The following is a 25,331-nucleotide window of genomic DNA, read 5'->3' as shown; positions in this document are numbered from 1 at the left end:
CCCGCAAAGTGGCGCGATCCGCCGGAACACGCCTGCGCTGCGCCCTGCAGCCCAAGGGGCGGCTGCAGCCGCGCGCCTGCGGCGTCGGGCCCCGGCGCATCACTGGCGGCGCAGCGGAGCCTCGGCCTTGTCGGCGAGGTGCCAGGCCAGCACGGCATCGCGCACCGCCCCGGAAAGATGCGCCCGAAACACCGGATCCAGCAGATTGGCCCGGTCCCGGTCGCTGGACAGAAACCCCACCTCGATCAAAATGCTGGGGATATCGGCGGCCTTCAGCACCGAATAGCCCGCCGCCCGCCGGGGCCGCGAATTCAGCGGCAGGCCAGCACTGCGCAGCCCGTTGACCACGGCATCCGCCAGCTTTTCACTGCGCGGCTGAGTCTCCATCCGCGCCAGGTCCATCAGCACATCCGCCACGACATCATCACTATGGCTGAGATCGACACCCGCCAGGATATCGCCCCGCTCATGCCGCTCCGCCAACTTGCGCGAGGCCTCGTCGGTCGCCGTCTTGGACAGCGTATGCACCGTCGTGCCCCGTGCGCCGCCCCCCGCCAGAGCATCCGCATGCAGCGAGATCAACACATCTGCGCCCAGCTCATGCGCCCTCTCGACGCGCCCCTCCAGCGAGACAAAGCTGTCGTCCTCCCGAGTCATCCAGACCTCGACTCCAGCGCGCACCAGCGCCTCGCGCAGCTCACGCGCGAAGGTCAGCATCAACGTGCTTTCGCGGATGCCGTCACGCATGGCACCGGGGTCAATGCCGCCATGACCGGGGTCCAGCAGCACCCGCAAGACACCATCGTCGCGCGGCGGAGCGGCCTTTTGCACCGCCGGGGGCAAGGCCCAGGCCGCATCATAAGGCGCCCCGGCACGAGCCGCAAAATCCGACGCACTGACCCGGATGAACCGTGCAGTCAGTACGGCGCTGCCACTGTCGGGGTCAATCTTCAGCGCCGCGCGCTGCAACGCCAGCGGCGCGTTCAGGCTCAGCACAAGCCGCGACCAGCCGGGACGCACCAGACCCATCGTTGCCTCACCGGCCAGATCAGAGCGCAGCAAGCCATCCCCCTGAACCCCGCTCCAGTCTGCCTCGCGGAAATCCAGCACCACCCGGCGCGGGTCATCCAGCGTGAAGATGCGATAGGGAACCCCCTGGCTCAGCGCCAGCTCCAGCTCCAGCCCGCCCTTGCGATCCCGGATCCAGCTGTGCGCAGGATCGACCCGTGCCAGAGCGCTGAAGGTCTGCGCCCCAAACCCCTGCGCCATGGCGCGCTCAGCCCCACCGGCGAAGGCCAGCACCGCAGCAGCCCCGAGCACACCCGCCAGAACCCGTATCACATTCCTTCCCCTTCTCCGCATCCCTGTCGCCTTCTGTCCTGCCACCTGCGCCGCGTACACATTCTACCCGCAATCGCACCCGAAACGCTGCACGGCAAGACCGGGCGGAAAACACCCCCGACGCCGGCAGAAACCGTTCACCACGATTTGCGCCCAAAAAGGCCTATGTGAGCCAGCCTTTTACTGATAATTTACCAACAAATCGCCATCGTCAGAAAGGTCCCGCCATGGATACGGACACCCGCCGCATCGTCTCCTCCCGTCACCTGGCCGAGGGCACGGGCTGGGAAGCGTCAGAATTCGAATATGGCCTGATCATCGCCTACAATGCCTTCACCCGCTGGATGCAGCGGTGCATGGCCGCCGCAGGACTGCCCGAACTGTCACCGCTCGAAATCCTGGTGCTTCACAACACCAACAGCCGTGGCCGAGAAAAACGCCTCACCGACATCACCTTCCTGCTGAATATCGAAGATTCCCACACGGTGAATTACGCCCTGCGCAAACTCCTCAAGCTCGGCCTGCTGAACAGCGAAAAGCGCGGCAAAGAGGTGTTCTACACCACATCCCCGCCCGGCGAGGCACTTTGCCTCAGCTACCGCAAGATACGCGAACAATGCCTGCTCGGCACCCTTCCCGCAGGCTTTGACGGTGACGAACTTCGAAAAGTCGCCTCAGCCCTGCGCGCCATGTCCGGCCAATACGATCAGGCCAGCCGTGCAGCTGCGAGTCTCTAGAATATCCGATCGCGCTCTTCCTGATGTCTCCGGAACGCCTCCGGCGGAAGTATTTTCGGCAAGATGACATTGAGCCTCGGCCTGGAGTGTTTCCCTGTTGGAAATATCCCGGGGGAGGCCGCGAAGCGGGCGGGGGCGGAGCCCCCTACCCCATTGCATTGGGCAGAACGGTGACGATCCCGGGAAACAGCGTGATCAGGAGCACGCCCAGCAACAACAGCCCGAAGAATGGCAATGCGGCTTTGGCCACGCGCAGGATATCGATACCGGTCAGCCCTTGGATGACAAACAGGTTGAAGCCGACCGGCGGGGTGATCTGGCTCATCTCGACGACCAGCACCAGGTAGATCCCGAACCACAGGGTGTCGATGCCAACCGCCTGTACCATCGGCAGGATGATCGAGGTCGTGAGCACGACGACCGAGATTCCGTCCAAAAAGCAGCCGAGCACGATGAAGAACACCGTCAGGACCGCCAATAGTGCATAGGGCGACAGCTCCATCGTGCCGATCCAGGCGGCGAGGTTCCTCGGGATGCCGGTGAAGCCCATTGAAATCGCCAGAAACGCTGCCCCCATCAGGATGAAGGCGATCATGCAGGAGGTTCGCGTCGCCGACATCAGCGCAGCCATCAGGTCGCGCCAGCTGAACCCACCCGAAGCAAAAGCCAGCACCACCGCCAGGAACACCCCTACCGCAGCCGCATCCGTGGGCGACGCGACTCCGGTGTAGATCGACCCCATCACCCCGATGATCAGCAGCATCACCGGGATCAGGCGCCGCGAGGCTGCCAGTTTCTGGCGCAGCGTGTAGTGGACGCCTTCGTCCGGAATGAGACCGGGGGACATCAGCGCGCGCAGGGCCACGTAGCCTGCGAACATCGCCACCAGCATCAGACCCGGCAGGATCCCGGCCACGAACAGCCGTGCGATGCTCTGCTCGGTTGCCACGCCGTAGACGATCAGGATGATCGAGGGCGGGATCAGCAGACCCAGCGTCGCCGAGCCTGCCAGCGTGCCGAGGATCAGGCTTTGTGGATAGCCGCGCGCCTCAAGCTCGGGCACCGACATGCGCCCGATGGTGGCCGCCGTTGCCGCAGACGAGCCCGAAACGGCGGCGAAGATCGCACAGCCCAGTACGTTCACATGCAGCAGCCGCCCCGGCACCCGCCCCAGCCAGGGCGCAAGACCGGAGAACATGTCGTTGGACAGGCGCGAGCGGAGCAAAATCTCGCCCATCAGGATGAAAAGCGGCAGGGCTGCCAGCGTCCAGCTGTGCGAATTGGCCCAGAGGGTTGTCGCCAGCACCAGCCCTTGCGGCGCATTGGCAAAGAAGACCAGGGCCACCAGCGCCAGTGCCATCAGCGACAGCGCCACCCAGAGGCCCGCCGCCAGCATCACCAGCAACACGCCCAGCAGGATCGAGAAGATCACGGGATCGGACATCAGGCCTCTCCCGCGTCGGCGATGATGGCGTGGCCTGCGCGCAGGCTCTCGACCAATGTATCCAGCAGCGCGATTGTCAGCAGGGCCAGCCCGGCGTCCATTGCCAGCTGCGGGATCCACAGCGGGATCGCCACCATGCCGGTGGACATGTCACCGAAATCCCAGCTCTCCCAGGTCAGGTTGATCGCGTAGAAGCAGGCGTAGCCCGCGAGGGCGCTCGCCATCACCAGCACCAGCAGCTCCAGCGCCCAGCTTGCGCGCGAGCCCAGGCGCGAGGTCAGCAGGTTGACGCGGATATGCACCCCGGCGCGCAGGGTCGGGGCCAGCGCCAGAAAGCTGGCAGCGGCCAGCAGGAACCCGGCGAAATCGGCGTAGGAGGGAATGGTGAACGAATAGCCCGGCCCGCCGATGCGCGCGAGGATGTTCAGACAGACCTGCGCCGTCACCACGAGACAGATCAGAGAGATCGCGGCAGCCGCCGCCACGCCCCCCGCAAGATAGAGCAAGTCCAGACCGCGCCGCATTGCGTCACCCCTGTTGAAAGACCGCGTTGAAGGCGAAAGGGTCCCGCGCATCTGCACGCGCGGGACCGGACGAGATCAATCTGCTTCGTAATCGCTGAGGATTGTCTTGCCGGCGTCGCTGGCGTTGGCTTTCCAGTCGTCCATCATGGTGGCGCCGATGGCCTTGAGACCGGTCATCAGCTCCTCGGACGGGGCCACGATGGCCATGCCGTTTTCCTGCATCAGGGCTTTCTTGGCGTCGGCTTCGGCGGCCGACATCTCCCAGCCGCGGGTCTCGGCGGTGGCGGCAGCGGTCAGCACAGCGGCCTGCACCTCTTCGGGCAGACGGTCGAACATCTTCTTGTTCACCACGACGATGTTCTTGGGCAGCCAGGCGTCCACGGCCGTATAGGTGTTGACGTAATCCCAGGCCTTGGAGTTCGCGCCCGTCGAGGGCGAGGTCATCATCGCCGCAACCTGCCCGGTCGAGAACGCCTGCGCGATATCAGGCTCTTCGACCTGAACCGGCGCGGCATTGGCGAGCTGCGCGAATGTCTCCAGCGCGGCGTTGTAGGCGCGAAAGCGCAGGCCGGACAGATCGTCGACGGTCTTGATCTCGCCGTTGGTATAGAGCCCCTGCGCCGGCCATGGCACCGAGAACAGCGGCATCAGATCTTCTTTCGCCATCAGCTCGGTGATCACCGGCTTCTGCGCGTCCCAGAGCTTTTTCGCATCCTCATACGAGGTCGCAAGGAAGGGCTGGGAGTCGATGCCATAAGCCGCATCCTCGTTCGACAGGCGCGACAGCAGGAATTCCCCGATCGGCACCTGACGCGAGCGGACGGCGCCCTTGATCTCGGGGTGGGGGAACAGCGATCCGGCGGAATGCACCTCGATCTCCAGCGCGCCATCGGTGGCTTTCGCGACATCGGCAGCAAACTCACGGATATTGACGGTGTGGAACGTGGTGTCGCCGTAGGGCACCGGCATGTTCCAGGTTTCGGCGGACAGCGGGGCCGCGAGGCAGATCCCGGTGGCGACGGCAGCAGCAAATCTCAGCATTTCTCTCTCCTGATGGATAAACGGGCACGACTCTGACGGTCGGCTTGCGGTTACGGTGACATTACGTTGACAATTTGTCAGCGTTTTGCCATTCAGGTCAAGAGAAACCTCTGTCCCCCCTATACAGGCAAGGCTCTGGTGATGGATCCGCAGGCACATATTCCCGCCCCGCAGCTGCTGCCTTTGGGCATGGATGCCTATCTGGTGCGTTTTAGCGCGGCGTTTACCGAACCCGCCAACCGCGCCGCCCTCGCTTTTGCCGCCGAGGCCGCCGATCTGGCGGGCGTGACTGAGGTGCTGCCCGCCCTGACCTCGACCATGGTGCGGTTCGAGGGTGCGCGCGCCCCGGCCCGCGACGCCCTGCAAACCCTGATCGACAGTCGCGACTGGCTGGCCCTGCCCCCGACGTCTCCGACCCGCATATGGACCCTGCCCCTCAGCTTTGACGGCGCGGATGCCCCCGGTCTGGCCAGTGCGGCCCAACAGGCGGGCGTCAGCGAGACCGAGGCCGTGACCCAGATCCTTGCCGCCACGCCCCGCGTGCTGGCCATCGGTTTTGCCCCCGGTCAGCCCTACATGGGCCTGCTGCCGCAGATCTGGGACTTCCCCCGCCAGACCGGACTGACCTCGGTGCCCGCAGGCGCGCTGGTCGCCGCGATCCGTCAGCTGGTGCTCTTTGCCAACGCCTCGCCCACCGGCTGGGTGCAGGTGGCGCGGACCTCGTTCCGCCCCTTCAGCCCGGGCTCCAGCGACCCGACACCCCTGCGCGCGGGCGACGAGATCCGCTTTGCCCGCGTCAGCGCGTCGGAGTTGGAGAGCCTCGCCCAACAGCCCCTCGGCGGCGCAAAGCGCGAGGATCTGGCATGAGCGCCGCGCTGATCATCGACGCCGCCGGCCCCGGCCTGTCGGTGCAGGATCTGGGCCGCCCTCTGCATGGCGCGCAGGGCCTGTCCCGCGGTGGCGCGCTCGACCCGCTGGCCCTGCAAGAGGCCGCGGCGCTGCTGCACGCCAAACCCGCCGCTGCGATCGAGATGCCGGGCATCGGGGGCACCTTCCGCGTCACCGCCCCAACCCGCATCGCGCTGACCGGCGCACCGATGAAGGCGACGCTGGACGGCACGCCCCTGCGCTGGCACGCCGCCCACCCCATCGCACCGGGGCAGATCCTCAAGATCGGCGGGGTCGAGCGTGGCGTTGTCGGCTATCTCACCCCCGGCGCCGCCATCGCGACCGAGGCGTTCCTCGGCAGTCGCGCCGCGCACCTCAACATCGGCATCGGCGCGCTGCTGCAGCCCGCCGACACCCTGCCCCTGTCGGATGATCCCGCGCCGCACCGCCCCGCCTGCCACCTGCGCGCCGGCGGCCCGTTCGGTGCGCGCTTCACTGGCGGCACGGTGCGCCTGATCCCTGGCCCGCAGAGCGCCCTGTTCGACGACGCGCAGCGTACCGCCCTCACTGCCGCCACCTTCACCCGTGGGCCGCGCAGCAACCGTCAGGCGATGCAACTGCTGAGCGACACCGAGCCGACATGGCACCGCGCCGCAGGCGGGCTGGCGTCGGAACCCATTCAGGCGGGCGACGTGCAGATCACTGGCGACGGCACGCCCTATCTGCTGCTGGCCGAATGCCAGACCATCGGTGGCTACCCTCGCATCGGCTCGGTCCACCCGGCCGACATGGGGCGCATGGTGCAGGCGGGACCGAAGCCGGAGCTGCACCTGACCTTCATCGGCTGGGACGAAGCCGACGCCCTGCTCGCCACCCACACCGCCGCGCTCGCCAAACTGGCCGCCAGCGTTACGCCGCTGGTGCGCGATCCCGCCGACATCCCCGACCTACTGTCCTATCAGCTGATCAGCGGCGTCACGGCGGGTGATGAGCTCGGCTGAGCCTGCCCGCCGCCTCCCGCTGTGGCAGAAATACCGTGACGGCTCACAACCGCGCTATCGTTCCAATTGAATCCATCCAGACCGGAACCGCTCTGTGGGAGAGGCGTTGGATTAGCGAGCACCCCATATCGGGGTTGGACAGACAGCAGGAAAGGACATGCCATGCCACTATGGTCCATCGTCTTCTTCGCTGTTGCTATCGTCGCGGGCTTGTTCGGCTATGCGGGGATTGCTGCAGCATCCGCAGGGATCGCCCAGATTCTCTTTATCCTGTTCATGGGATTGGGAATACTGGCCCTTGTTGTCTATCATTTCGAGGATCGGTTCTGAAAAGAACCCCCCTGCGGTCACAGACCTCTATAAAAAACGCCCCGCCGGAAAAATCCGGCGGGGCGTTTTTTTGACATCTCGTATCAGGGCAGATCTCAGCCCTTCAGCGTTTCCGTCGAGGCAAAGAACATCGCCTGGCTGACAGCCGAGCGGACCTGATCTTCGCGGTACGGTTTGGAAATCAGGAAGGCCGGTTCCGGACGCTCGCCGGTCAGCAGACGCTCGGGGAAGGCCGTGATGAAGATCACGGGCATCAGGCCAAACTCGCCCAGCAGTTCGTTGACGGCATCGATGCCCGAAGAGTTGTCGGCAAGCTGGATGTCCGCCAGGATCAGATCGGGCTGTTCCTTGCGACCAAGAGCGACGGCTTCCTTGTGGGTGCGCGCCACGCCGGTGATGCGGTGGCCCATCTCGGCGACCAGCGCCTCAAGGTCCATCGCGATAATGGCTTCATCTTCAATGATCAGAACACGACCGGAAATCGCGTCTTCCATCTCCTGACGGGCGGTTTTCAGAAGCAATTCAACTTCTTCCTCGTCCGTATTCATGATGGCTGCAACTTCGGAGACATTAAAATCTTCAATGGAATGCAACAAAAGAGCTTCGCGCGTGTTGGGGCTTAGCTTGGCCATATGTTCCTGTGCGCGCGCCTCCATACCAGAGGCCTCAATATCGACGGGCGACCCGGAACTGGCCCAGATCGTGTGATAAACTTTGAACAGGGCAGCTTTGTCGCCAATGCCGCCCTCGAATACGGAACGATCCTGCAGGATGGCTTCCAGCGTGGCCGCCGCATAAGCGTCACCGGAGCTCTGCGATCCTGTCAGGGCCCGCGCATATCTGCGCAGGTATGGAAGGTGTGTGCCGATGAGGCTGGAAAGATCCGTAGTACCGGAAGAGACCGACATTTTATCCCCTTAATTGTCCTTTTCTTGGGAACCCAACGCGACCTGGTTGCGTTTGGTTCCGCTAGCACAGAGAATTTCTCCGGAGACGAAAGGAACCATGACATTGAGTCACTCAAATGCAAATAAGCGAGGCGGGATCGACGACAGCCTCCGGAAGGTTTTCCAATCCACTCTGGACGAAGACATTCCCGATCGCTTCAAGGACCTGCTCAACCAGCTGAAAAATCAGGATACCACGGCCAGCGCCGAAGGTGATCGTAAATGAGCAAACATCCGCGGGACGAACTTGTCGACCATCTTCCTGCGCTCAGGGCGTTTGCCCTTGGCCTCACTCGCAACAGCGCCACGGCGGATGATCTCGTCCAGGATGCGATCGTCAAGGCCTGGACCAACATCGAAAAATTCGAAGCGGGCACCAATTTGCGGGCCTGGCTGTTCACGATCCTGCGCAACACGTATTACTCCAGCCTGCGCAAGACACGTCGTGAAGTGCCCGACGTCGACGGCATCTTTGCCGCTGGCCTGTCCGAAAAACCGGCCCACGACGGCCGCCTGCAAATGGCCGACTTCAAGCGCGCCTTTGAAAAGCTGCCCGATGAACAGCGCGAAGCGCTGGTGCTCGTCGGCGCCCTTGGTGCATCCTACGAGGAAGCCGCCGAGACCTGTGGCGTTGCCGTCGGTACGATCAAGAGCCGCGCTAATCGTGGCCGTGCCAAACTTGCAGAACTCCTGCATCTCAACGATGATGAGGCGATGGAACTGACCGACCCGGCGACGATGGCCGTGGTCAATTCACGACCCATGACAGCCCGCTGACAGTTCACACACCCGAATGCCAAATTCCGCGAACACGCCCTGGATACGCAGTCTGAGTTTTCGGATTGCGGGGGTCCTTTCCCTTGCGCTGGTCCCGATCGGGTCCATTGCCATCTATCAGACCAACCAGGTCAGTTCGCAAGCCGAGGAGGTGACGCGGCTGTCGCTGCTTGCCCTCACCCAGCAAGGGGTCGAGGGAGAGCGCAGCGTGCTGCAACAGGCCTTTGGCGCCGCCTCGGCCCTGGCCAAATCGGTCCAGGTCAATACCCCCGACGATGCCGCCTGCAGCAAGATGATGGCCGACTTCAACGAGGAAATGCCGCGCTTCAGTCTGGCCGCCTATATCCCCATTGATGGGGTGATCCGATGCGGCTCCGCGGGGATCGGTGCGGATGTTTCACAACGTCCCAACCACCTGTTCGTGATCAGTGAACAGAAACCGACGGTGCAGGTCGCAACCGACGGCCCGGTCAGCAAGACCTCGGTGCTTGTCGTGTCGCAGCCCGTGTTCATCGATGGCAAGTACACCGGCTATATCGCGATTTCGGTGCCCCACTCCAATCTCAAGCTGGAACAGAGCGCCGGGTTCGGGGCCGCCCCGAAGGACATCATGACCTTCAATGGCTCGGGCAAGATCCTGACCTCGACGACGGGCCTAGAGACCGCTGAATCCGTGCTGCCGATCCGCTCCACGCTTGAGGAAATGGCGGGCCTGTCGCCCATCGTCTTCTCGGGGCAAAGCCGCAATGGCGCGGATCAGCTCTATGTCGTCGTGCCGGTCGTCGAAAATCAGGTCTTCGCGCTTGGCATCTGGCCCTCGGTCTCCGAGATGTCGGAAACGGTCAAGGCGCCGGTGATCCTGTTCCCGCTGCTGATGTGGATCGCCTCGGTCGTCGTCGGCCTTGTCGCCATAGACCGCATGGCCGGGCGTCATATCCGCATGCTCAGCCGCCGGATGCGCCGCTTTGAACGGGTCCGCACGTTTGAGGACAACCGCACCATGCGCTACGCCGCCGAAGAGCTGCGCCACATGGAGCAGGATTTCATCCTGATGGCCGAAACCATCCTGCATGATCAGGCCGAGCTGGAAAATGCCGTGCGTCAGCGCAACGTGCTGCTGAAAGAGGTCCACCACAGGGTCAAGAACAACCTGCAACTGATCTCCTCGATCATGAACATGAACATCCGCAAGGCGCATTCGCCCGAAACCAAGGCGATCCTGTCGCGCCTGCAGGACCGGGTTCTGGCCATGGCCTCGATCCACCGCAACCTGCATCAGGTCGAACAGCAGGGGCAGGTCAACGTCGGTGCTCTGGTGCGCGAGGTGGCCAACCAGACGCTGCAGGCCAGCGCCTCCGGCGGCCATCGCATTCGCGTCAAGATGGAGATTCAGGACGTCATCCTTTATCCCGATCAGGCGGTGCCTCTCTCTCTGCTCGCCTCCGAACTGATGGCGAATGCGGCCAAGTACACAAGCAACGACAACGGCGAACCCTGGCTGACCCTCTCTCTTGTGCAGGAGGGCAACCGCGCCCGCCTGCAGATGGTCAACTCAAAGGGCAAGGTCCTGCGCGAACCGGCCGAGGGCGAATCCACCGGCCTGGGCAAGCAGCTGATCCGTGCCTTTGCGACCCAGCTCGGCAGCCGCATCGAAACCGAGGAATCCGAAACGGAATACCGCGCGTTCGTGTCGTTCGAAGTTCTCAGCTTCCAGCCAGAGGCGCTGGATTACTGAGCCCGCCGCCGGAGCGATCCCTCGCGCTCCGGCGGTGACCCTGCCTGCCCTCCCCCCACACCCGCCTGCCCCCTGTCTGCGCCCAACCTTGGAACCCTGCCCGCAGAGGTTGCGTTGGTCTGGCATGGATACACATAACGCCACCCCCGCCGCCCTCTCCCTGCCGACCCCGCTCGATGAGAAAGGCAGCCCCCGCAGCCTCGGGGTCGAGGTCGAGTTTGGCGGCCTCAGCGAACAGCAGACGGCTGACCTCGTGGCGCAGGAAACTGGCGGCGCCATCTCTCGGGAAGGGGCCGACTACCTGATTTCCGACACCCCCTTCGGCACCTGCAAGGCCTATATCGACACCGCCTATCGCAAGCGCGCCTCCGGCGAAGTGGCGAAAACCGCGCTCGATCTGGCGCGCAATCTGGTTCCCGTTGAACTGGTCAGCGATCCCTTCGATCCCGCCCATCTGCCCGCCTTCGATGCGCTGATCGCCGCGATGCGCGACGCCGGCGCTTATGGCACCGACAAGGGCATCCTGCTCGGCTACGGCGTGCACCTGAACGTGCAGACCGCCGCACAGAGCGCCGATCACATCTGGTCCGTCGTCACGGCCTTCGCGCTCAGCGAACAGCTGATCCGCCACAGCCATCCGATCGACCTGTCGCGCCGCGTCCTGCCCTTTGTCGACTCCTACCCCCGCGCCCTGCTGGATGCGCTGGCCGAAGGACCGCCCGAGACCCTGCGCGCCCTCGCCGACAGCTACCTCTCCCATGCGCCATCGCGCAATCACGCGCTCGACCTGCTGCCGATCATCGCCGATTTTGACCCCGACCTGATCACGCAGACCTTCGGCAAGGACAACGGCATCAGCGCCCGCCCCGCCTATCACTACCGCATGCCCGACTGCCGCATCGACGATCCCGGCTGGAGCGTATCGCACGAATGGGCGCTCTGGGTCGCCATCGAGGCGCTGGCCGAGGATCGCACCACGCTGAACGCCCTCTGCGCCGCTTGGCGCGATCACCGCAGCCAGATCGCCCATGTCCCGCATGCCTGGATCGACCGCGCCAGCGCCATCCTGCGCGACGCCGGCCACGACGCCCTGCTCAAAAGCGAAAACGCAGCAGCGTGACCGCCACAGAGCCGCCGCAAAAACCCCGCCGCAAGCGCCCCACCATCGGCGTCACCGTGTCGCGCCATTCCGGCTGGCGGATCTTTCCGCTGATCTGGCTGAACCTCGCGCTCGCCGGGGCGCGCGCCCTGCGCTGGGACGATGCCGCCGATATCGACCTTGAGCGCGTCGATGGCATTGTCATCGGCGGCGGCGACGACATCGCCCCCAGCCTCTATGGCACCGAGATCGTTGCCCGCGTCACCCTCGACCCCGCCCGCGACCGGATGGAGCAATCGCTGCTCGCCGAGGCCCTGCAGCGCAACCTGCCGATCCTTGGCATCTGTCGCGGCGCGCAGATGCTCAACGTCGTGCTGGGCGGCACGCTGCACCAGAACGCCTTCGGGGTCTATTCTTCGCGCAAATACAGCACCATCCTGCCCCGCCGCACCGTCTCTGTCCGCCGCGACACCCACCTCGCCCATATCGCCGGGACAGCGCCGATGCGCGTCAATGCCCTGCATTCTCAGGCGGTGAACCGGCTGGGGCGCGATCTGCGCATCGCCGCCACGGACGAGGCGGGGATGGTCCAGGCGGTCGAGCGCACGTCCGAGCCCTTTGCCATCGGTGTGCAATGGCACCCCGAACACCTGTTCTATGCCCGCCGCCAGCGCCGCCTGTTCCGCGCCCTGACCCGCGCCGCCACCGCCCACGCCGACGGGCGCGATCAGCGCGATGGTGTGGCCAGCGACATGCCCGCGCATCAGCCGGTTTCAGCCGCGTTCCGGGATCTGTAAAATTTTTTGAAAAAAAATCATCCGCGCATGAAACTTTTTCTGACGGGCGGAGTTGCTACCATAACCGATGCGTCTGTCCCGGACATCCCCAGCATCGGACACCGGGTCGTGCAATACCTCGTGACGCCCCAATTTGTGCCGGAGAAGTATCCCCCTTCTCCGGCACTTAACATTTTCAGCCCCTGCAAATCCACGATTTCCCGCCTCACCTTTTGACGTGGGGCCGTTTTGCCTGTTCACTCGCGCCAACACAGCGGCGGTCTCTCCGGCGTCCCCCCTTTCCCGCCACGAGGTCCCCCATGTCCGACACGCACCGCCGCTTTCGCGTCTCCCCCGACCGCCCGCTCGCCCTGCTCGCCAGCTGCCCCGCCTACGCCGCGACGCCCCTTGGTGAAAATGCCGCCCTCAGCGCCCTCGGCCACGGCCATGTGCTGCTCAAGGACGAAACTGCGCGGATGCGTCTGGGCAGTTTCAAGGCGCTCGGCGGCACCTATGCCATCGTCCAGATGATCCAGGACGCCAGCGGCGCCACCGACCTGCTGTCGGATGCCGCCCGCGCCACGGCGGCCGGGATGACCTTCATCACCGCCAGTGCCGGCAACCACGGCCTGTCTGTCGGCGCCGGCGCACGGATCTTCGGCGCGCAGGCCCGGATCGTCCTCGACAGCACCGTTCCGGCCAGTTTCGCCGCGCGGATCACCGCCATGGGGGCCGAGGTGATCCGCGTCCCCGGCGGCTACGCCGACGCCGTCGCCCATGCCATCCGCACCGCAAACGACAACGACTGGCTCCTGCTCGCCGACGGCTCCTGGCCGGGATACGAGGCTCGCCCCGCCCTGATCATGGAAGGCTATACCGTTCTGGCCGAGGAATGCCGCCAGCAGTTCGCCACCACCGGCGACTGGCCCACCCATGTCTTTCTGCAGGCCGGTGTCGGGGGCCTCGCCGCCGCCGTCGCGGGCCATATCCGCGCCTTCTGGGACGTCCAGCCGGTGATCACGGTGGTGGAGCCCGACCGCGCCCCTTGCCTGAAACTCAGCGCCGCTGCGGGACATCCCGTCACCGCGACCGGCGCGCAGTCCAACATGGGGCGGCTCGATTGCAAGGACGTCTCGCTGCTGGCCTTCGACGCCCTGCGCCTTGACGCCGACCACTTCGTCAGCATCACCGATGCGCAGGCCGAGGCCGCCGTCGCCCTGTTCGCGCAGGCAGGTGTGGCGACCACCCCCAGCGGTGCCGCCTCTCTGGCCGGGATGATCGCCGCGGGTCTGCCGGTGCAGGCCCGGTCTCTGGTCATCGCGACCGAGGGCGCCAGCGGCTAAAATCCGCACTGTTCGGTTACCGTCACGATACCGACAAGATACCGACGTTAAATTCTGGCGAATTCAACGCCTTGCCCTACCTCTCTTGGCGGGGCCCACTGACCTGCCCCGCAAAGCGGCCCTCTCATGTGCAAATGCGCGTGCAGGCCTGCGCCCCACCCTTGTTCCGCCCCGACGGAGCCCGTATAAAACCCCCTTTCCGCCCCGGACGGGGTTTGGCCCACAAAGAGGCGTCCATGCTCCAGACACCCTACTACCTGATCGACAAATCCGCCCTGCTGCCCAACATGGAAAAGATCGCCTGGCTGCGCGAGAATTCCGGGGCTAAAGCCTTGCTGGCATTGAAATGTTTCGCCTCCTGGTCGGTGTTCGACTTCATGTCCGAATACATGGACGGCACCACCTCCTCCTCGCTCTACGAGGTCAAGCTGGGGCGTGAGACGTTCCCCGGTGAAACCCACGCCTATTCCGTGGCCTGGGCCGATCACGAGATCGACGAGGTACTGGCCAACTCCGACAAGGTGATCTTCAACACCGCCGGACAACTCCAACGATTCGAAGAGGTTAGCCGGGGTCACACCCGTGGCATCCGGGTCAATCCCGGCGTCTCGACCTCCGGTTTCGACCTTGCCGATCCGGCGCGCCCCTTCTCGCGTCTGGGCGAACATGACGCCGCGGATATCGAACCCGTCGCCGATCTGATCTCCGGCTTCATGTTCCACAACAACTGCGAAAACGCCGATTTTGACCGCTTTGACACTATGTTGGGCAGTATCGAGCAGCGGTTTGGCCATCTGATCCGCCGTATGGACTGGATCAGCCTCGGCGGCGGCATCCACTTCACCGGCGAAGATTACCCCATTCACCGCCTTGCCGAGCGTCTGAAACGCTTTGCCGGCGAGAACGAGGTGCAGGTCTATCTGGAGCCGGGCGAGGCCGCGATCACCAAATCGACGACGCTGGAAGTCACTGTTCTGGATACGCTTTTCAACGGCAAGAACCTCGCCATCGTCGACAGCTCGATCGAGGCGCACATGCTGGATCTGCTGATCTACCGCGAATCCGCCAAGATGGCCCCCAACGCGGGCCCCGAGGAATGGATGGTCTGCGGCAAATCCTGTCTCGCCGGTGACATCTTTGGCGAGTATCGCTTTCCCCAGGCCCTCAAACCCGGCGACCGCCTCTCGGTTCAGGACGCGGCCGGGTACACGATGGTCAAGAAAAACTGGTTCAACGGAGTCAAGATGCCCGCCATCGCGATCCGCGAACTCGACGGCTCGACACGCCTCGTGCGTGACTTTGATTACACCGACTTCGCTGCGGCGCTGTCGTAAGCAACCCAACCAACCAAAGCCAATTTCCAAAGGAGGCAACACGGGTTTATGAAACGTAATGTCCTGATTATCGGCGCTGGCGGCGTCGCCCAGGTGGTCGCGCACAAGTGCGCGCAGAATAACGACATTCTGGGCGATCTGCATATCGCCAGCCGGACGAAATCGAAATGCGATGCGATCCTTCAGACCGTGGCCGACAAGGGCGCGATGAAGCAGGACGGCGTGTTCACCTCCCATGCCGTCGATGCCATGGACAGCGCCGCCGTCGCCGCGCTGATCCGTGAGGTCGGCGCCCAGATCGTCATCAACGTCGGCACCGCCTTCGTCAATATGACCGTGCTGGACGCCTGCATCGAAACGGGTGCCGCCTACATCGACACCGCGATCCACGAAGACCCTGAAAAGATTTGCGAAACCCCGCCTTGGTATGGCAATTACGAATGGAAAAAGCGTGCCCTCTGCGCTGAAAAGGGCGTCACCGCGATCCTCGGCGCGGGCTTTGATCCGGGCGTCGTCAACGCCTTCGCGCGCTATGCCATCGACACCTACATGGACGAGGTCACCTCGATCGACATCGTCGACATCAATGCAGGCAGCCACGGCAAATACTTCGCGACCAACTTCGATCCTGAGATCAACTTCCGCGAATTCACCGGCACCGTCTATTACTGGGAAGACCAGAAATGGAAGGAAACCAGCATGTTCGCCTCCGGACGTGAGTGGGATCTGCCGGTCGTCGGCAAGCAGAAGGCCTACCAGTCCGGCCATGATGAGGTGCACAGCCTCGCCGCGAACTATCCGCAGGCCGACGTGCGCTTCTGGATGGGCTTCGGCGATCACTACATCAACGTCTTCACCGTGCTGCAAAACCTCGGCCTGCTGTCCGAAAAGCCCGTCACCACGGCTGAGGGGCTTGAGGTCGTGCCGCTGAAGCTCGTCAAAGCCTGCCTGCCCGACCCCTCCTCGCTCGCGCCCGACTACACCGGCAATACCTGCATCGGGGATCTGGTCAAAGGCACCAAGGACGGTGCCCCGGTTGAGGTCTTCGTCTACAACGTCGCGGACCACGCCGAGGCCTATGCCGAGGTCGGCTCTCAGGGCATTTCCTACACCGCGGGCGTGCCCGCCGTCGCCGCCGCGATGCTGGTCGCCAGTGGTGAGTGGGACGCCAAGACCATGAAAAACATCGAGGAACTGGACCCCAAGCCTTTCTTCACCATCCTTGATGACATCGGCCTGCCGACGCGGGTTGAGTTCAACGGCAAAGACACCGCCTGGAACGCCTAAAGCACCCGGCAGCCGTCGAAAATCACGCCCTGCCCGCCCCGCGCTGGCAGGGCGTTTTCATGTCCCCTGCCGCTCTGCGGAATGAAATGCCGCCGATCTTCCGCAGAGCGGCAAAGCCCTCACACGACGTTAGGTCACACCCCTCAGCGGCGCTTGACGCCCCCTGCGCCGATCCGCAACGCTGACCCTGTAATGAGATGTCAGGGGAGGGGCTTTCATGGATCTGGATCAGGCGATGCAGGACAGGCGCAGCATTCGCGGCTTTACCGGTGATCCGGTGCCCCGCGCCGTGTTGGAGGAGGTGATCGCCCTCGCCAACCGCGCGCCGTCCTCGATGAACACCCAGCCGTGGCACTTTCACGTCCTCACCGGCGAACCGCTGGAGCGCGTCCGACAGGGCAACTCCGAACGCATGCTCGCCGGTGTCCCGGTACAGCGCGAAATCATGGATCACGGAGAGTATGAGGGCGTTCACCGCACCCGCCAGATCGAGATCGCCGTGCAACTGTTCGAAGCTATGGGGATTGAGCGCCACGACAAGGCGAAACGTCAGGACTGGGTGATGCGCGGCTTTCGCCAGTTCGACGCGCCCGTCTCGGTCGTGGTCTGCTTCGACAAATCGCTGGAGGACCGCTCCACCATCGCCCATTTCGACCTTGGCGCCGCGACCTATGGTCTTGTGCTGGCAGCGTGGAGCCGTGGCCTCGGCGCGGTGATCAACGGTCAGGGCATCATGCAAAGCCCCGTGGTGCGCGAGGTCGCGCAGATCCCCGACGATCAGGTGATCCTGACCTGCGTTGCCCTCGGCTGGCCGGACGAGGGCTTTTCGGCCAATGCGGTGAAATCCCGCCGCCGTCCCGTCGAAAACACCGCCCGCTTCATCGGCTTTGACGACACGGCAGAGAGCCTCAAGGCAGGCGAGTAACCCCCTGATATCGCTCAGCTGACGTTCTCGGGCGCAATGGCGACGGTCTTGACGATGGCGTGACATGCCACGCCGACGCGCAAGTCCATCGCCGTGACCGAGCGCCGCGTCAGCCGCGCCAGCACCCGCCCCGCAGGTGTGTCGAGAGACACCATCGCACCCGGCCCCTCGCCCTCGCGGATCGCCTCGACCACGCCGGGCAGGATGTTCAGCGCCGACAGCCCTTCGGGGCGCGCCCGCGACAGGATCACCTCCGACGCCGCGATGCGCAGGCGCAGCGACGCGCCCGTCGGATGCGGTACACGCGGCACGAACAGCGGCACACCGCCCGCGCTCAGCTCGCTCAGCCCGTCGTCGTGATGGCGCACCACCACCGCCTGCAACAGCGCGCCCGCATCACGCACGCCCGTCGGCATGAGGTTGGGGTCGCCGAGGATCTGCATCGCTGGCCCCTGCCCCGTGACCCGCCCGCCCTCCAACGCGACGACGGTGGTGGCGAGGCGCGCGACCTCCGCAGGGGCATGGCTGACGTAGAGGATCGGTACCGAAACCTCGTCCCGCAGGCGCTCAAAGTACGGCAGGATCTCGGCCTTGCGGGCCTCGTCGAGCGCCGCCAGCGGTTCATCCGCAAGGATCAGGCGCGGCGCGGCCAGCAGGGCGCGCCCGATGGCCACCCGCTGCCGCTCGCCCCCCGACAGCATCGCAGGCCGTCGTGCCAGCAGCGGACCGATCCCCAGCATCTCGACCACCCGGCCCATGTCGGCGCGCGGCGCGCTTTTGGGGGCAAAGAACTGCCCGAACAGCAGGTTCTGGCGCACGCTCAGATGCGGAAACAACCGCGCATCCTGAAAGATATAGCCCAGCCGCCGCCGATGCACCGGCAGCGCCACACGTGCCTCCGTATCCAGCATCACCCAACCGTCAATCGCGATCCGCCCCGCGTCGGGCGTCAGCAGCCCTGCCACCGCGTTGATGATCGTCGTCTTGCCGGAGCCTGAGCGCCCGAACAGCACCGTGATCCCCGCAGGCGCCTCGAACGCCACATCCAGACCGAACCCGCCGAAACTATGCTGCAACCGCACCGAAACCGTCATATGCCCGCCACCCGCCGCGCGACGCGCCGCCCGATGACCTCGGACAGCAACAACGCGCCCATGGCCACCGCGACCGACACCAGCACCAGTTTCACCGCCGCCGCCTCGCCCCCCGGCACCTGCAGAAAGGCGTAGATGGCCGAGGGCAGCGTCTGCGTCTGCCCCGGAATGTTGGAGACGAAGGTGATCGTCGCGCCGAACTCCCCCATCGCCTTGGCAAAGGCGAGGATCGCCCCCGCGATCACGCCCGGCAGGATCATCGGCAGGGTGACGCTGGCAAAGACCCAGAGGCGCGGCGCGCCCAGCGTCGCCGCCGCCTGCTCCAGCTTGGGGTCCACCGCCTCGATCGACAGGCGGATCGCGCGCACCATCAGCGGAAACGCCATGATCCCCGCCGCCAGCGCCGCCCCGGTCCAGCGAAAGGCGAAGACCACGCCGATCTGCGCCAGTGGCCCGCCCAGCGGACCCTGCGGCCCCATGCTCAGCAACAGGATATAGCCCGTCACCACGGGCGGCAGGATCAGCGGCAGGTGCACCAGCCCATTGACCAGCCCGCGCCCCGGAAACCGCCAGCGCGCCAGCGCATAGGCGGTGAACACCCCCAGTGGCAGGCTGCAGAGCGTCGCCCAGAGCGACACCTTCAGCGACAGCGCCACCGCGCTCCAGGCCTCGGGGGGCAGCCAGCCAGTCATGCGTTACTCCTGCGCCAGAACGGCGAAGCCTTGCCGTTCGAACGCCGCCCGCGCCTCGGCTCCGCGAAGGTAGGCAAGGAACCCGGCGTCGAGCGGGTTGTCACTGCTGCTCAGCTTCGCCGCCGGATAGACAATAGGTGGATGGCTGTCAGCGGGGAAAGTGCCGACAACATCGACACGCGGCTCGGCCACAGCATCACTGGCATAGACGATGCCCATCGGCGCAGCCCCTACGGCCACCAGCGCCAGCGCCGCGCGCACGTTATCCGCCTGCGCGACCATCGGCGCGACGCTGTCCCACTGGCCGAGGGCCTCCAGCGACGCCTTGCCGTAGATCCCCGCCGGCACCGCCTCGACCAGCGCCATCGCCAGCCGCCCTCCGTTGAGGCGCGCGGCAAGGTCCATGTCCGGCCCGATATCGACCGGCGCGGCGCCCTTGGCCGCCACCAGCACGATGGCGTTGCCCAGCAAGTCAAAGCGGCTGTCGGCGTTGATCAGCCCCTCCGCCTCCAGCCGGTCCATCCAGTCGGTATTGGCCGAGATGAAGATATCCGCCGGCGCCCCCTGCTGGATCTGACGGGCCAGAGCCGATGATCCGGCCAGCGAGACATCGACCACATTGCCGGTCTCGGCCTCGTAGCCCGCCGCAATCTCGTCCATCGCGTTCTTCATGCTCGCGGCGGCAAAGACGGTCAGCCGCCCCTCCCCGGCCTGCGCCCCCCCGCTGGCAATCACGAGCGCCGCAACGCACCCCAAAACACGGCCTCTGGTCATGAAGATCCCTTTCCCGGCAAGCGATATGTTCCACTGGATATATCGCCCCGCCGCCCGCCAAACCGCAAGCGTTATTTTCCCTCGGACATATCGACCAGCAGCGCCTCAAGCGCCGACAGATGCGTGCCCCCCGCGGCCCGCGCCGCCGCCTCAAGCCCGCGATAATGCTCCAGCACCACCCGGCCCGTGTCGGTCACGCTGGCCCCGCCGCCTTTCGCACCGCCTCGCGTGCTCTCGACCAGCGGCGCGCGGAACATGGCGTTCATCGTCTCCACCAGCTGCCACGCGCGCTTGTAGCTCATCCCCATCTCGCGCCCAGCGGCAGCGATCGAGCCGGTGCGCGTGATCCGCTCCAGCAGCTCGGCCTTGCCCGGCCCCATCATGCCTGCGGGGCCAAAGATCACCCGCAGGCGCATCTGCGTCTCGTCCGGTTCCGTCATCGCCTCAGCCCAGAGCCGCGTCGATGGACTGGCCGATGATCTCCAGCCCCTGCTCCAGCTCGGCGTCAGAGATGGTCAGCGGCGGCGCGATGCGGAAGACACCGCCCAAACTGCGGATCTTGACGATGTTCATCGACAGGCCCCGCTTCAGCGCTTCCTCCCCGATCCGCTCGCCCGTGGCGATATCCGGAGCCTTGCTCTGGCGGTCAGTCACGATCTCCATCCCCACCATCAGGCCCCGGCCCCGCACATCGCCGATGCACTCGTACCGCTGCTGCAACGCCAGCAGGCCGTCCTTCAGCCTGGCCCCCGCGACACGCGCGCGCTCAACCAGCCCCCCCTGCTCGACCACGTCAATCACCGCCAGCCCGACAGCTGCCGGCAAGGGATCCGAGACATGGGTGGTGTAGAACATATAGCCGCGCTTATGCGCCTCTTCCTCGATCTCCGCTGTGGTCAGCATCGCCGCCAGCGGCAGCCCGGCCCCCAGCGTCTTGGACAGCGTCAGGATATCCGGCGTCACGCCATCGCGCTGATAGGCAAACATGTCGCCCGTGCGCCCGATCCCGGTCTGCGCCTCGTCGAGGATCAGCAGCATGCCGCGTTCCGCGCACTTGGCCTTCAGCGCCGCGAGGTAGCCCTCGGGCAGCTCGATGATCCCGCCCGACGACAGGAGCGGCTCGGCAATGAAGGCGGCGAGGCTGCCCGTCGACTGGCTGTCCACCAGATCAAACGCGTCATCCAGCTCTGTCTGCCAGTCGAGCGTCCCGTCGGCGTGGGTGAACCGGGGCCGGTACGCATTCGGCGCCGGGATCGCGAGCGAGCCAACGGCGGCAGGTCCATACCCCGCCCGCGCCGCGCTATAGGTGACCGAGGCCGCGCCGCCCGTCATCCCATGCCAGCTCTTGGAAAAGCCGACGATCTCGTGCTTGCCGGTCACAAGCTTGGCCATGCGGATCGCGGCCTCGTTGGACTCGGCCCCCGTCGACAGCAGGATCACCTTGTCGAGGCCCGGCGCCAGCGCCGCCAGCTTGGCGCACAGATCCACCACAGGCCGCGACAGCATGCCCGAAAACAGATGGTCCAGCCTGCCGATCTGGGCGCGCACGGTCTCGACGATCTTCGGGTGCGCATGCCCCAGCACGGCGCTCATCTGGCCAGAGGTGAAATCAAGGATCGCCGCGCCATCGGCGTCATAGACATACGCCCCCTCGGCCCGCTCGATGATCTTGCGATCAAAGGTGCCGCCATAGCGCAGCACATGGGCGTCTGCGGCGTCCCAGAAGGCGCGCTCTTCGTTCTTGGTCATCGGCGGGTCCCCCGGTTGCAACTCTCGCGCCAGCCTAGACACGGCCCGGGGAGGCACGCAAACCGAAACAGGTGTGCCACGCCCGACCGCGCAGCGGCTGCCCTGCAGGGCAAGCCCTGCTGCTGCACAAAGCCTCAGACGGCCACGCCGAACACCAGCCCCACAGCCGAGGTCACGGCCATCGCCGCGGCGCCCCAGACCACCACGCGCAGGCTCGCGCGCAGTTTCGGCGCGCCGCCCGCCTGTGCGCCCAGCGCCCCCAGGCCCGCCAAAGCGACCAGCGTCACCCCCACCACCACCGGGATCACCACCCCCGCCGGCGCCAGAACCGAGGCGAGAACCGGCACCGCCGCCGCCACCGAAAACGTCGCCCCCGAGGCCATAGCCGCCTGCAGAGGCCGCGCGCCATTCTCCTCCGACAGCCCCAGCTCTTCGCGAACATGCGCCCGCAGCGCATCCTTTTCGCTCATCTCGCGCGCGGCGGTCGCGGCCGTGGCCGGGCTCATGCCACGTCCCTCCAGGATCGCGGCCAGCTCGGCCAGCTCCTCTTCGGGCATCGCTTTCAGCGCCTCGCGTTCGCGCCCGATGTCGGCGCGTTCGATATCCGATTGCGAGCTGACCGAGACATACTCTCCCGCCGCCATCGACATCGCGCCTGCCGCCAGCCCTGCGACCCCGGCAATCAGGATCGCCCGCCCGGATGGCTCGGCCGAGGCAACGCCCACGATCAGCGAGGCGACCGAGACGATGCCGTCATTGGCCCCCAGAACGGCGGCGCGCAGCCAGCCGGAGCGGTTGATGAAATGGACTTCTTCGTGGGCGGATGGTTGGCTCATAGGGATCTCCTGGCACCCGGCGGCCCCCCAAACGGCGGCACGGATTGCCCAGACCCTGTGCCGCGAACGCGCACAAGGTCAAGCCGTCATGACCCGCAGCGGCACAGGCAAAATGTCCCAGCCGCCGCAGGCACCAACTCGCACCGCCGCACGCCCTGCAGCCTCACGGCTCAGGCCTCGATCGCGACCTTGCCGATGGGTTTGGAGCAGCAGGCCAGGATATAGCCGTCCTCGATGTCCTCGTCGCTGATGCCACCGTTGTGCACCATATAGACCTCGCCCTCGGATTTCTTCACGCGGCAGGTGCCGCAGATCCCGAAGGTACAGCCCGAGGGGATGCGCAGCCCCGCCGCCCGTGCCACCTGCAACACCGTGTCATTCTCGTTGCAGCCGACGGATACACCGGAGCGCGAGAAGACGATCTCCGCCGCGACGGCCTCATCGGGCACCGCATCGTCGAACTCGGTGATCTCCGCGACGGTTTCCGCAGGCGCCTCAAAGCTCTCCTGATGATAGCGCTCCATGTCATAGCCGATCGAGTGCAGGATTTCCCGCACCGAGGTCATGAACCCCTCCGGCCCACAGCAATAGACGTCGCGCTCCAGATAGTCGTTGCACATCAGGCCCAGCATCAGCTGGTTGAACTGGCCGCGATAGCCGGTCCAGGCGTCATAGGGATCAGCCTGCTTGACGATGAAGTGCAGCTGCAGCCCCGTCACCCGCCCCGCCATATACTCCAGACGGCGGCGAAAGATCAGGTCCAGCGGGCGGCGGGCGCATTGGATAAAGCAGATGTCGGGATCTTCGCCGCGCTCGAACAGGGTCGAGGCCATCGACATCATCGGCGTCACACCCGACCCTGCCGAGATGAACAGGTACTTGCCATCGGGCTGCGGCGGCAGATGGAACAGCCCCGCCGGGCCATAGGCGCGCAGCCGCATTCCGGGGCGCAGATGATCCAGCATCCAGCGTGTGCCGATGCTGCCCTCCTGCGCCTTCACGGTGACGGTGATATAGGCGCTGCTGACCGGCGAGGACGAGATCGTATAGGTTCGCTGGATGCTGCCACCCTGCCCCGGCACCGGCAGATCCAGCGTGATGAACTGCCCGGCCTTATACAGAAAGCGCGCCCCCGACGGCGGGCGGAAGGTGAATGTCACAACCCCCGGCGCCTCGGGGATCAGCATCACGCATTCCAGCTCCTCGGAATCACTCCAGACCGGAGTGTCGGCTTTCGGCATCGGGATCATGCGCTTACTCCGCGGCGTAGAGGCTGCGTGGCAGCAACGTGCCCTGCAGGGTGCGGCAATACCAGTCGACGAACTGCAGCACGCCGGTTTCCTCGACCGGGGAATACGGCCCCGGACGATATGCGGGCGAATTGATCCCGATCTGGTTTTCCTCGACGATCTGACGGTCTTCGTCGTTGGTCGCCAGCCACACCTCGGTCAGGCGCTTGAGGTCGTAATCCTCGCCCTCGACCGCGTCCTTGTGCACCAGCCAGGTCGTCGTCACCTCGGTCTGGGTGGCGCTGATCGGCAGCACGCGGAAGGTCAGCACCGAATCCGACAGGAAGTGGTTCCAGGTGTTGGGGTAATGGAAATAGAGGCAGCTGCCCGCGTTATCAAACGGCACGCTGCCGACGCGTTTCGCCACAGCCGCTTTGCCATCCATCGTGTAGCTGACGCCATCGCCGATGAAGGGGATGCGCACAAACCGCCACTGCTCATTCGCGGCGACAAGGTATTTCGACGGCAGGCCCGCCGCCTCGCAGCGCTCGACATGCGCCAGACCCACGGGCGAGCTGGAGGAATCGTCGCCCCCCACCATATTGGGATCTTCGGGGAAGGTGCGGCACAGCGCCGGGTGGTTGCCCCCGCAGTGATAGCACTCGCGGTTGTTCTCCAACACCAGCTTCCAGTTGCCCTGCTCAACGATCTGGCTCTGATAGGCGACCTTGAGGTTGGCGAGGTCATGCGGCGCGAGGTAGCGGTTCGCCTGTGCCTCAAGCTCAGCGGTCGAGGGCGCGACATCGCCGAGGCAGATGAACACCATCCCCTGAATTTCATGGCAATGCACGGTGCCGAGGCCATGGTCGGCGGGGTTGAACTCCGGCCCCATTTCGCGCGCCCAGAGCAGTTTGCCGTCCAGCTCATAGGTCCACTGGTGATAGGGGCAGACCAGTTTCGGCGCGCTGCCCTTGGTCGCCGAACAGATCCGGCTGCCGCGGTGACGGCAGGAGTTGTGGAACGCCCGGATCACCTTGTCGGCGCCCCGCACCACGATCACCGAATAGGCACCGACCTGCACGGTGACGTAATTGCCGGTCTTCGGCAGTTCGGCCACGGCGACGGCATAGATCCATTCGCGGTACCAGATGCCGCTCAGATCGGCCTGATAGACGTCGGGGTCGGTATAGAAGGGCTGCGGCAGCGAATACCCCGGCTTGCGGGACATCAGAAGCGAGAGAACGTCGGAGTGCGAGAGCATTCAGGAGGGACCCATAGCAAGAGGAGGAGTCGGAGCGACCTTTCCCGCGACCATAGGCAGGAATGCGGCGCCCACATGGTCAAAATCCGCCTCTTCGCAGCGTGGTTGAGACATCGCGCAGGCCCGTGCGGTTTTTTGCCGCTCAGAGCGTGAAAACAGCCCGTCAA

26 protein-coding genes are annotated in these 25,331 nt (G+C 65.2%); 13 read left to right on the top strand and 13 right to left on the bottom strand.

Features of this window, described 5'->3' with window-relative positions; all coding sequences use genetic code 11:
- Positions 1-99: 99 nt before the first annotated feature.
- Positions 100-1,341: an N-acetylmuramoyl-L-alanine amidase gene (locus F3W81_RS00585; RefSeq protein WP_226941780.1), complete on the bottom strand. Its 1,242-nt coding sequence runs from the start codon at positions 1,339-1,341 to the stop codon at positions 100-102.
- Between the two features lie 227 nt (positions 1,342-1,568).
- Between F3W81_RS00585 and F3W81_RS00580 the strand changes: the two genes are divergently transcribed.
- The gene (locus F3W81_RS00580) at positions 1,569-2,078 is read left to right on the top strand and encodes a winged helix DNA-binding protein (protein ID WP_193081644.1); all 510 of its coding nucleotides are present in this window, start codon (positions 1,569-1,571) and stop codon (positions 2,076-2,078) included.
- 145 nt (positions 2,079-2,223) lie between these two features.
- On the opposite strand, the gene F3W81_RS00575 is transcribed toward F3W81_RS00580, so the two are convergent.
- The 3 genes from F3W81_RS00575 to F3W81_RS00565 form a co-directional block, all read right to left on the bottom strand.
- Positions 2,224-3,522, bottom strand: coding sequence for a TRAP transporter large permease (locus tag F3W81_RS00575; RefSeq protein ID WP_193081643.1), 1,299 nt, complete (start codon positions 3,520-3,522; stop codon positions 2,224-2,226).
- Complete coding sequence (locus F3W81_RS00570; RefSeq protein WP_193081641.1) at positions 3,522-4,046, bottom strand: TRAP transporter small permease; 525 nt, start codon at positions 4,044-4,046, stop codon at positions 3,522-3,524. Before F3W81_RS00570 ends, F3W81_RS00575 begins: the two co-directional genes overlap by 1 nt.
- 75 nt (positions 4,047-4,121) lie before the next feature.
- Complete coding sequence (locus F3W81_RS00565) at positions 4,122-5,087, bottom strand: TRAP transporter substrate-binding protein (protein ID WP_193081639.1); 966 nt, start codon at positions 5,085-5,087, stop codon at positions 4,122-4,124.
- Positions 5,088-5,228: 141 nt separating this feature from the next.
- Between F3W81_RS00565 and F3W81_RS00560 the strand changes: the two genes are divergently transcribed.
- The 3 genes from F3W81_RS00560 to F3W81_RS00550 all read left to right on the top strand — a co-directional run bounded on the left by F3W81_RS00560 (position 5,229) and on the right by F3W81_RS00550 (position 7,306).
- The gene (locus F3W81_RS00560; protein ID WP_193081638.1) at positions 5,229-5,954 is read left to right on the top strand and encodes a 5-oxoprolinase subunit B family protein; all 726 of its coding nucleotides are present in this window, start codon (positions 5,229-5,231) and stop codon (positions 5,952-5,954) included.
- Entirely contained in the window at positions 5,951-6,976 is a 1,026-nt protein-coding gene (locus tag F3W81_RS00555; protein WP_193081636.1) for a 5-oxoprolinase subunit C family protein, read from the top strand. The genes F3W81_RS00560 and F3W81_RS00555 overlap by 4 nt, the downstream gene beginning before the upstream one ends.
- 162 nt (positions 6,977-7,138) lie before the next feature.
- Positions 7,139-7,306, top strand: a complete 168-nt coding sequence (locus tag F3W81_RS00550; RefSeq protein WP_193081634.1) for a DUF1328 family protein — start codon at positions 7,139-7,141, stop codon at positions 7,304-7,306.
- Between the two features lie 95 nt (positions 7,307-7,401).
- On the opposite strand, the gene F3W81_RS00545 is transcribed toward F3W81_RS00550, so the two are convergent.
- Positions 7,402-8,214, bottom strand: a complete 813-nt coding sequence (locus F3W81_RS00545) for a response regulator (RefSeq protein ID WP_193081633.1) — start codon at positions 8,212-8,214, stop codon at positions 7,402-7,404.
- 97 nt (positions 8,215-8,311) lie between these two features.
- On the opposite strand from F3W81_RS00545, the gene F3W81_RS00540 reads away from it, so the two are divergent.
- The 9 genes from F3W81_RS00540 (at position 8,312) to F3W81_RS00505 (ending at position 17,529) form a co-directional block, all read left to right on the top strand.
- Positions 8,312-8,479 carry a NepR family anti-sigma factor gene (locus F3W81_RS00540; RefSeq protein ID WP_193081631.1) on the top strand — a complete coding sequence of 56 codons (168 nt, stop codon included), beginning with the start codon at positions 8,312-8,314 and terminating at the stop codon, positions 8,477-8,479.
- Complete coding sequence (locus tag F3W81_RS00535; protein ID WP_193081629.1) at positions 8,476-9,030, top strand: RNA polymerase sigma factor; 555 nt, start codon at positions 8,476-8,478, stop codon at positions 9,028-9,030. The genes F3W81_RS00540 and F3W81_RS00535 overlap by 4 nt, the downstream gene beginning before the upstream one ends.
- A gap of 16 nt (positions 9,031-9,046) precedes the next feature.
- Complete coding sequence (locus F3W81_RS00530) at positions 9,047-10,765, top strand: histidine kinase dimerization/phosphoacceptor domain -containing protein (protein WP_193081627.1); 1,719 nt, start codon at positions 9,047-9,049, stop codon at positions 10,763-10,765.
- A gap of 124 nt (positions 10,766-10,889) precedes the next feature.
- Positions 10,890-11,885, top strand: coding sequence for an amidoligase family protein (locus F3W81_RS20660; RefSeq protein WP_226941779.1), 996 nt, complete (start codon positions 10,890-10,892; stop codon positions 11,883-11,885).
- Positions 11,882-12,661: a gamma-glutamyl-gamma-aminobutyrate hydrolase family protein gene (locus F3W81_RS00525; protein WP_226941778.1), complete on the top strand. Its 780-nt coding sequence runs from the start codon at positions 11,882-11,884 to the stop codon at positions 12,659-12,661. Before F3W81_RS20660 ends, F3W81_RS00525 begins: the two co-directional genes overlap by 4 nt.
- A gap of 299 nt (positions 12,662-12,960) precedes the next feature.
- On the top strand, positions 12,961-13,983 hold the full coding sequence (locus F3W81_RS00520) for a pyridoxal-phosphate dependent enzyme (protein ID WP_193081623.1): 1,023 nt from the start codon (positions 12,961-12,963) through the stop codon (positions 13,981-13,983).
- 236 nt (positions 13,984-14,219) lie between these two features.
- Positions 14,220-15,317 carry a carboxynorspermidine decarboxylase gene (locus F3W81_RS00515; protein ID WP_193081621.1) on the top strand — a complete coding sequence of 366 codons (1,098 nt, stop codon included), beginning with the start codon at positions 14,220-14,222 and terminating at the stop codon, positions 15,315-15,317.
- 48 nt (positions 15,318-15,365) lie between these two features.
- Entirely contained in the window at positions 15,366-16,604 is a 1,239-nt protein-coding gene (locus F3W81_RS00510; protein WP_193081620.1) for a saccharopine dehydrogenase family protein, read from the top strand.
- Between the two features lie 217 nt (positions 16,605-16,821).
- On the top strand, positions 16,822-17,529 hold the full coding sequence (locus F3W81_RS00505; RefSeq protein WP_193081618.1) for a nitroreductase: 708 nt from the start codon (positions 16,822-16,824) through the stop codon (positions 17,527-17,529).
- 14 nt (positions 17,530-17,543) lie between these two features.
- Here F3W81_RS00505 and modC read toward each other — a convergent pair whose 3' ends face one another.
- The 8 genes from modC to F3W81_RS00465 form a co-directional block, all read right to left on the bottom strand.
- Positions 17,544-18,623 (bottom strand): molybdenum ABC transporter ATP-binding protein, encoded by a 1,080-nt coding sequence (gene modC, locus F3W81_RS00500; protein ID WP_193081616.1) that lies wholly within the window; start codon positions 18,621-18,623, stop codon positions 17,544-17,546.
- Entirely contained in the window at positions 18,620-19,315 is a 696-nt protein-coding gene (modB, locus tag F3W81_RS00495) for a molybdate ABC transporter permease subunit (RefSeq protein WP_193081614.1), read from the bottom strand. Before modB ends, modC begins: the two co-directional genes overlap by 4 nt.
- A gap of 3 nt (positions 19,316-19,318) precedes the next feature.
- Positions 19,319-20,089 (bottom strand): molybdate ABC transporter substrate-binding protein, encoded by a 771-nt coding sequence (gene modA / locus F3W81_RS00490; protein ID WP_193081612.1) that lies wholly within the window; start codon positions 20,087-20,089, stop codon positions 19,319-19,321.
- Positions 20,090-20,160: 71 nt separating this feature from the next.
- Positions 20,161-20,529 (bottom strand): winged helix-turn-helix domain-containing protein, encoded by a 369-nt coding sequence (locus F3W81_RS00485; protein WP_193081611.1) that lies wholly within the window; start codon positions 20,527-20,529, stop codon positions 20,161-20,163.
- 4 nt (positions 20,530-20,533) lie between these two features.
- Complete coding sequence (locus F3W81_RS00480; RefSeq protein ID WP_193081609.1) at positions 20,534-21,838, bottom strand: aspartate aminotransferase family protein; 1,305 nt, start codon at positions 21,836-21,838, stop codon at positions 20,534-20,536.
- 134 nt (positions 21,839-21,972) lie between these two features.
- Positions 21,973-22,674 carry a VIT1/CCC1 transporter family protein gene (locus tag F3W81_RS00475; RefSeq protein ID WP_193081607.1) on the bottom strand — a complete coding sequence of 234 codons (702 nt, stop codon included), beginning with the start codon at positions 22,672-22,674 and terminating at the stop codon, positions 21,973-21,975.
- A gap of 170 nt (positions 22,675-22,844) precedes the next feature.
- On the bottom strand, positions 22,845-23,915 hold the full coding sequence (locus F3W81_RS00470; protein ID WP_226942002.1) for a 2Fe-2S iron-sulfur cluster-binding protein: 1,071 nt from the start codon (positions 23,913-23,915) through the stop codon (positions 22,845-22,847).
- 13 nt (positions 23,916-23,928) lie between these two features.
- On the bottom strand, positions 23,929-25,164 hold the full coding sequence (locus tag F3W81_RS00465; protein ID WP_193081604.1) for an aromatic ring-hydroxylating oxygenase subunit alpha: 1,236 nt from the start codon (positions 25,162-25,164) through the stop codon (positions 23,929-23,931).
- Positions 25,165-25,331 lie beyond the last annotated feature (167 nt).

Source organism: Pseudooceanicola spongiae (genome assembly GCF_014899185.1).
Lineage (GTDB): Bacteria > Pseudomonadota > Alphaproteobacteria > Rhodobacterales > Rhodobacteraceae > Pseudooceanicola > Pseudooceanicola spongiae.
Note: the sequence above shows the minus strand (reverse complement) of the source record. Positions and strands in the feature narration are given on the sequence as shown.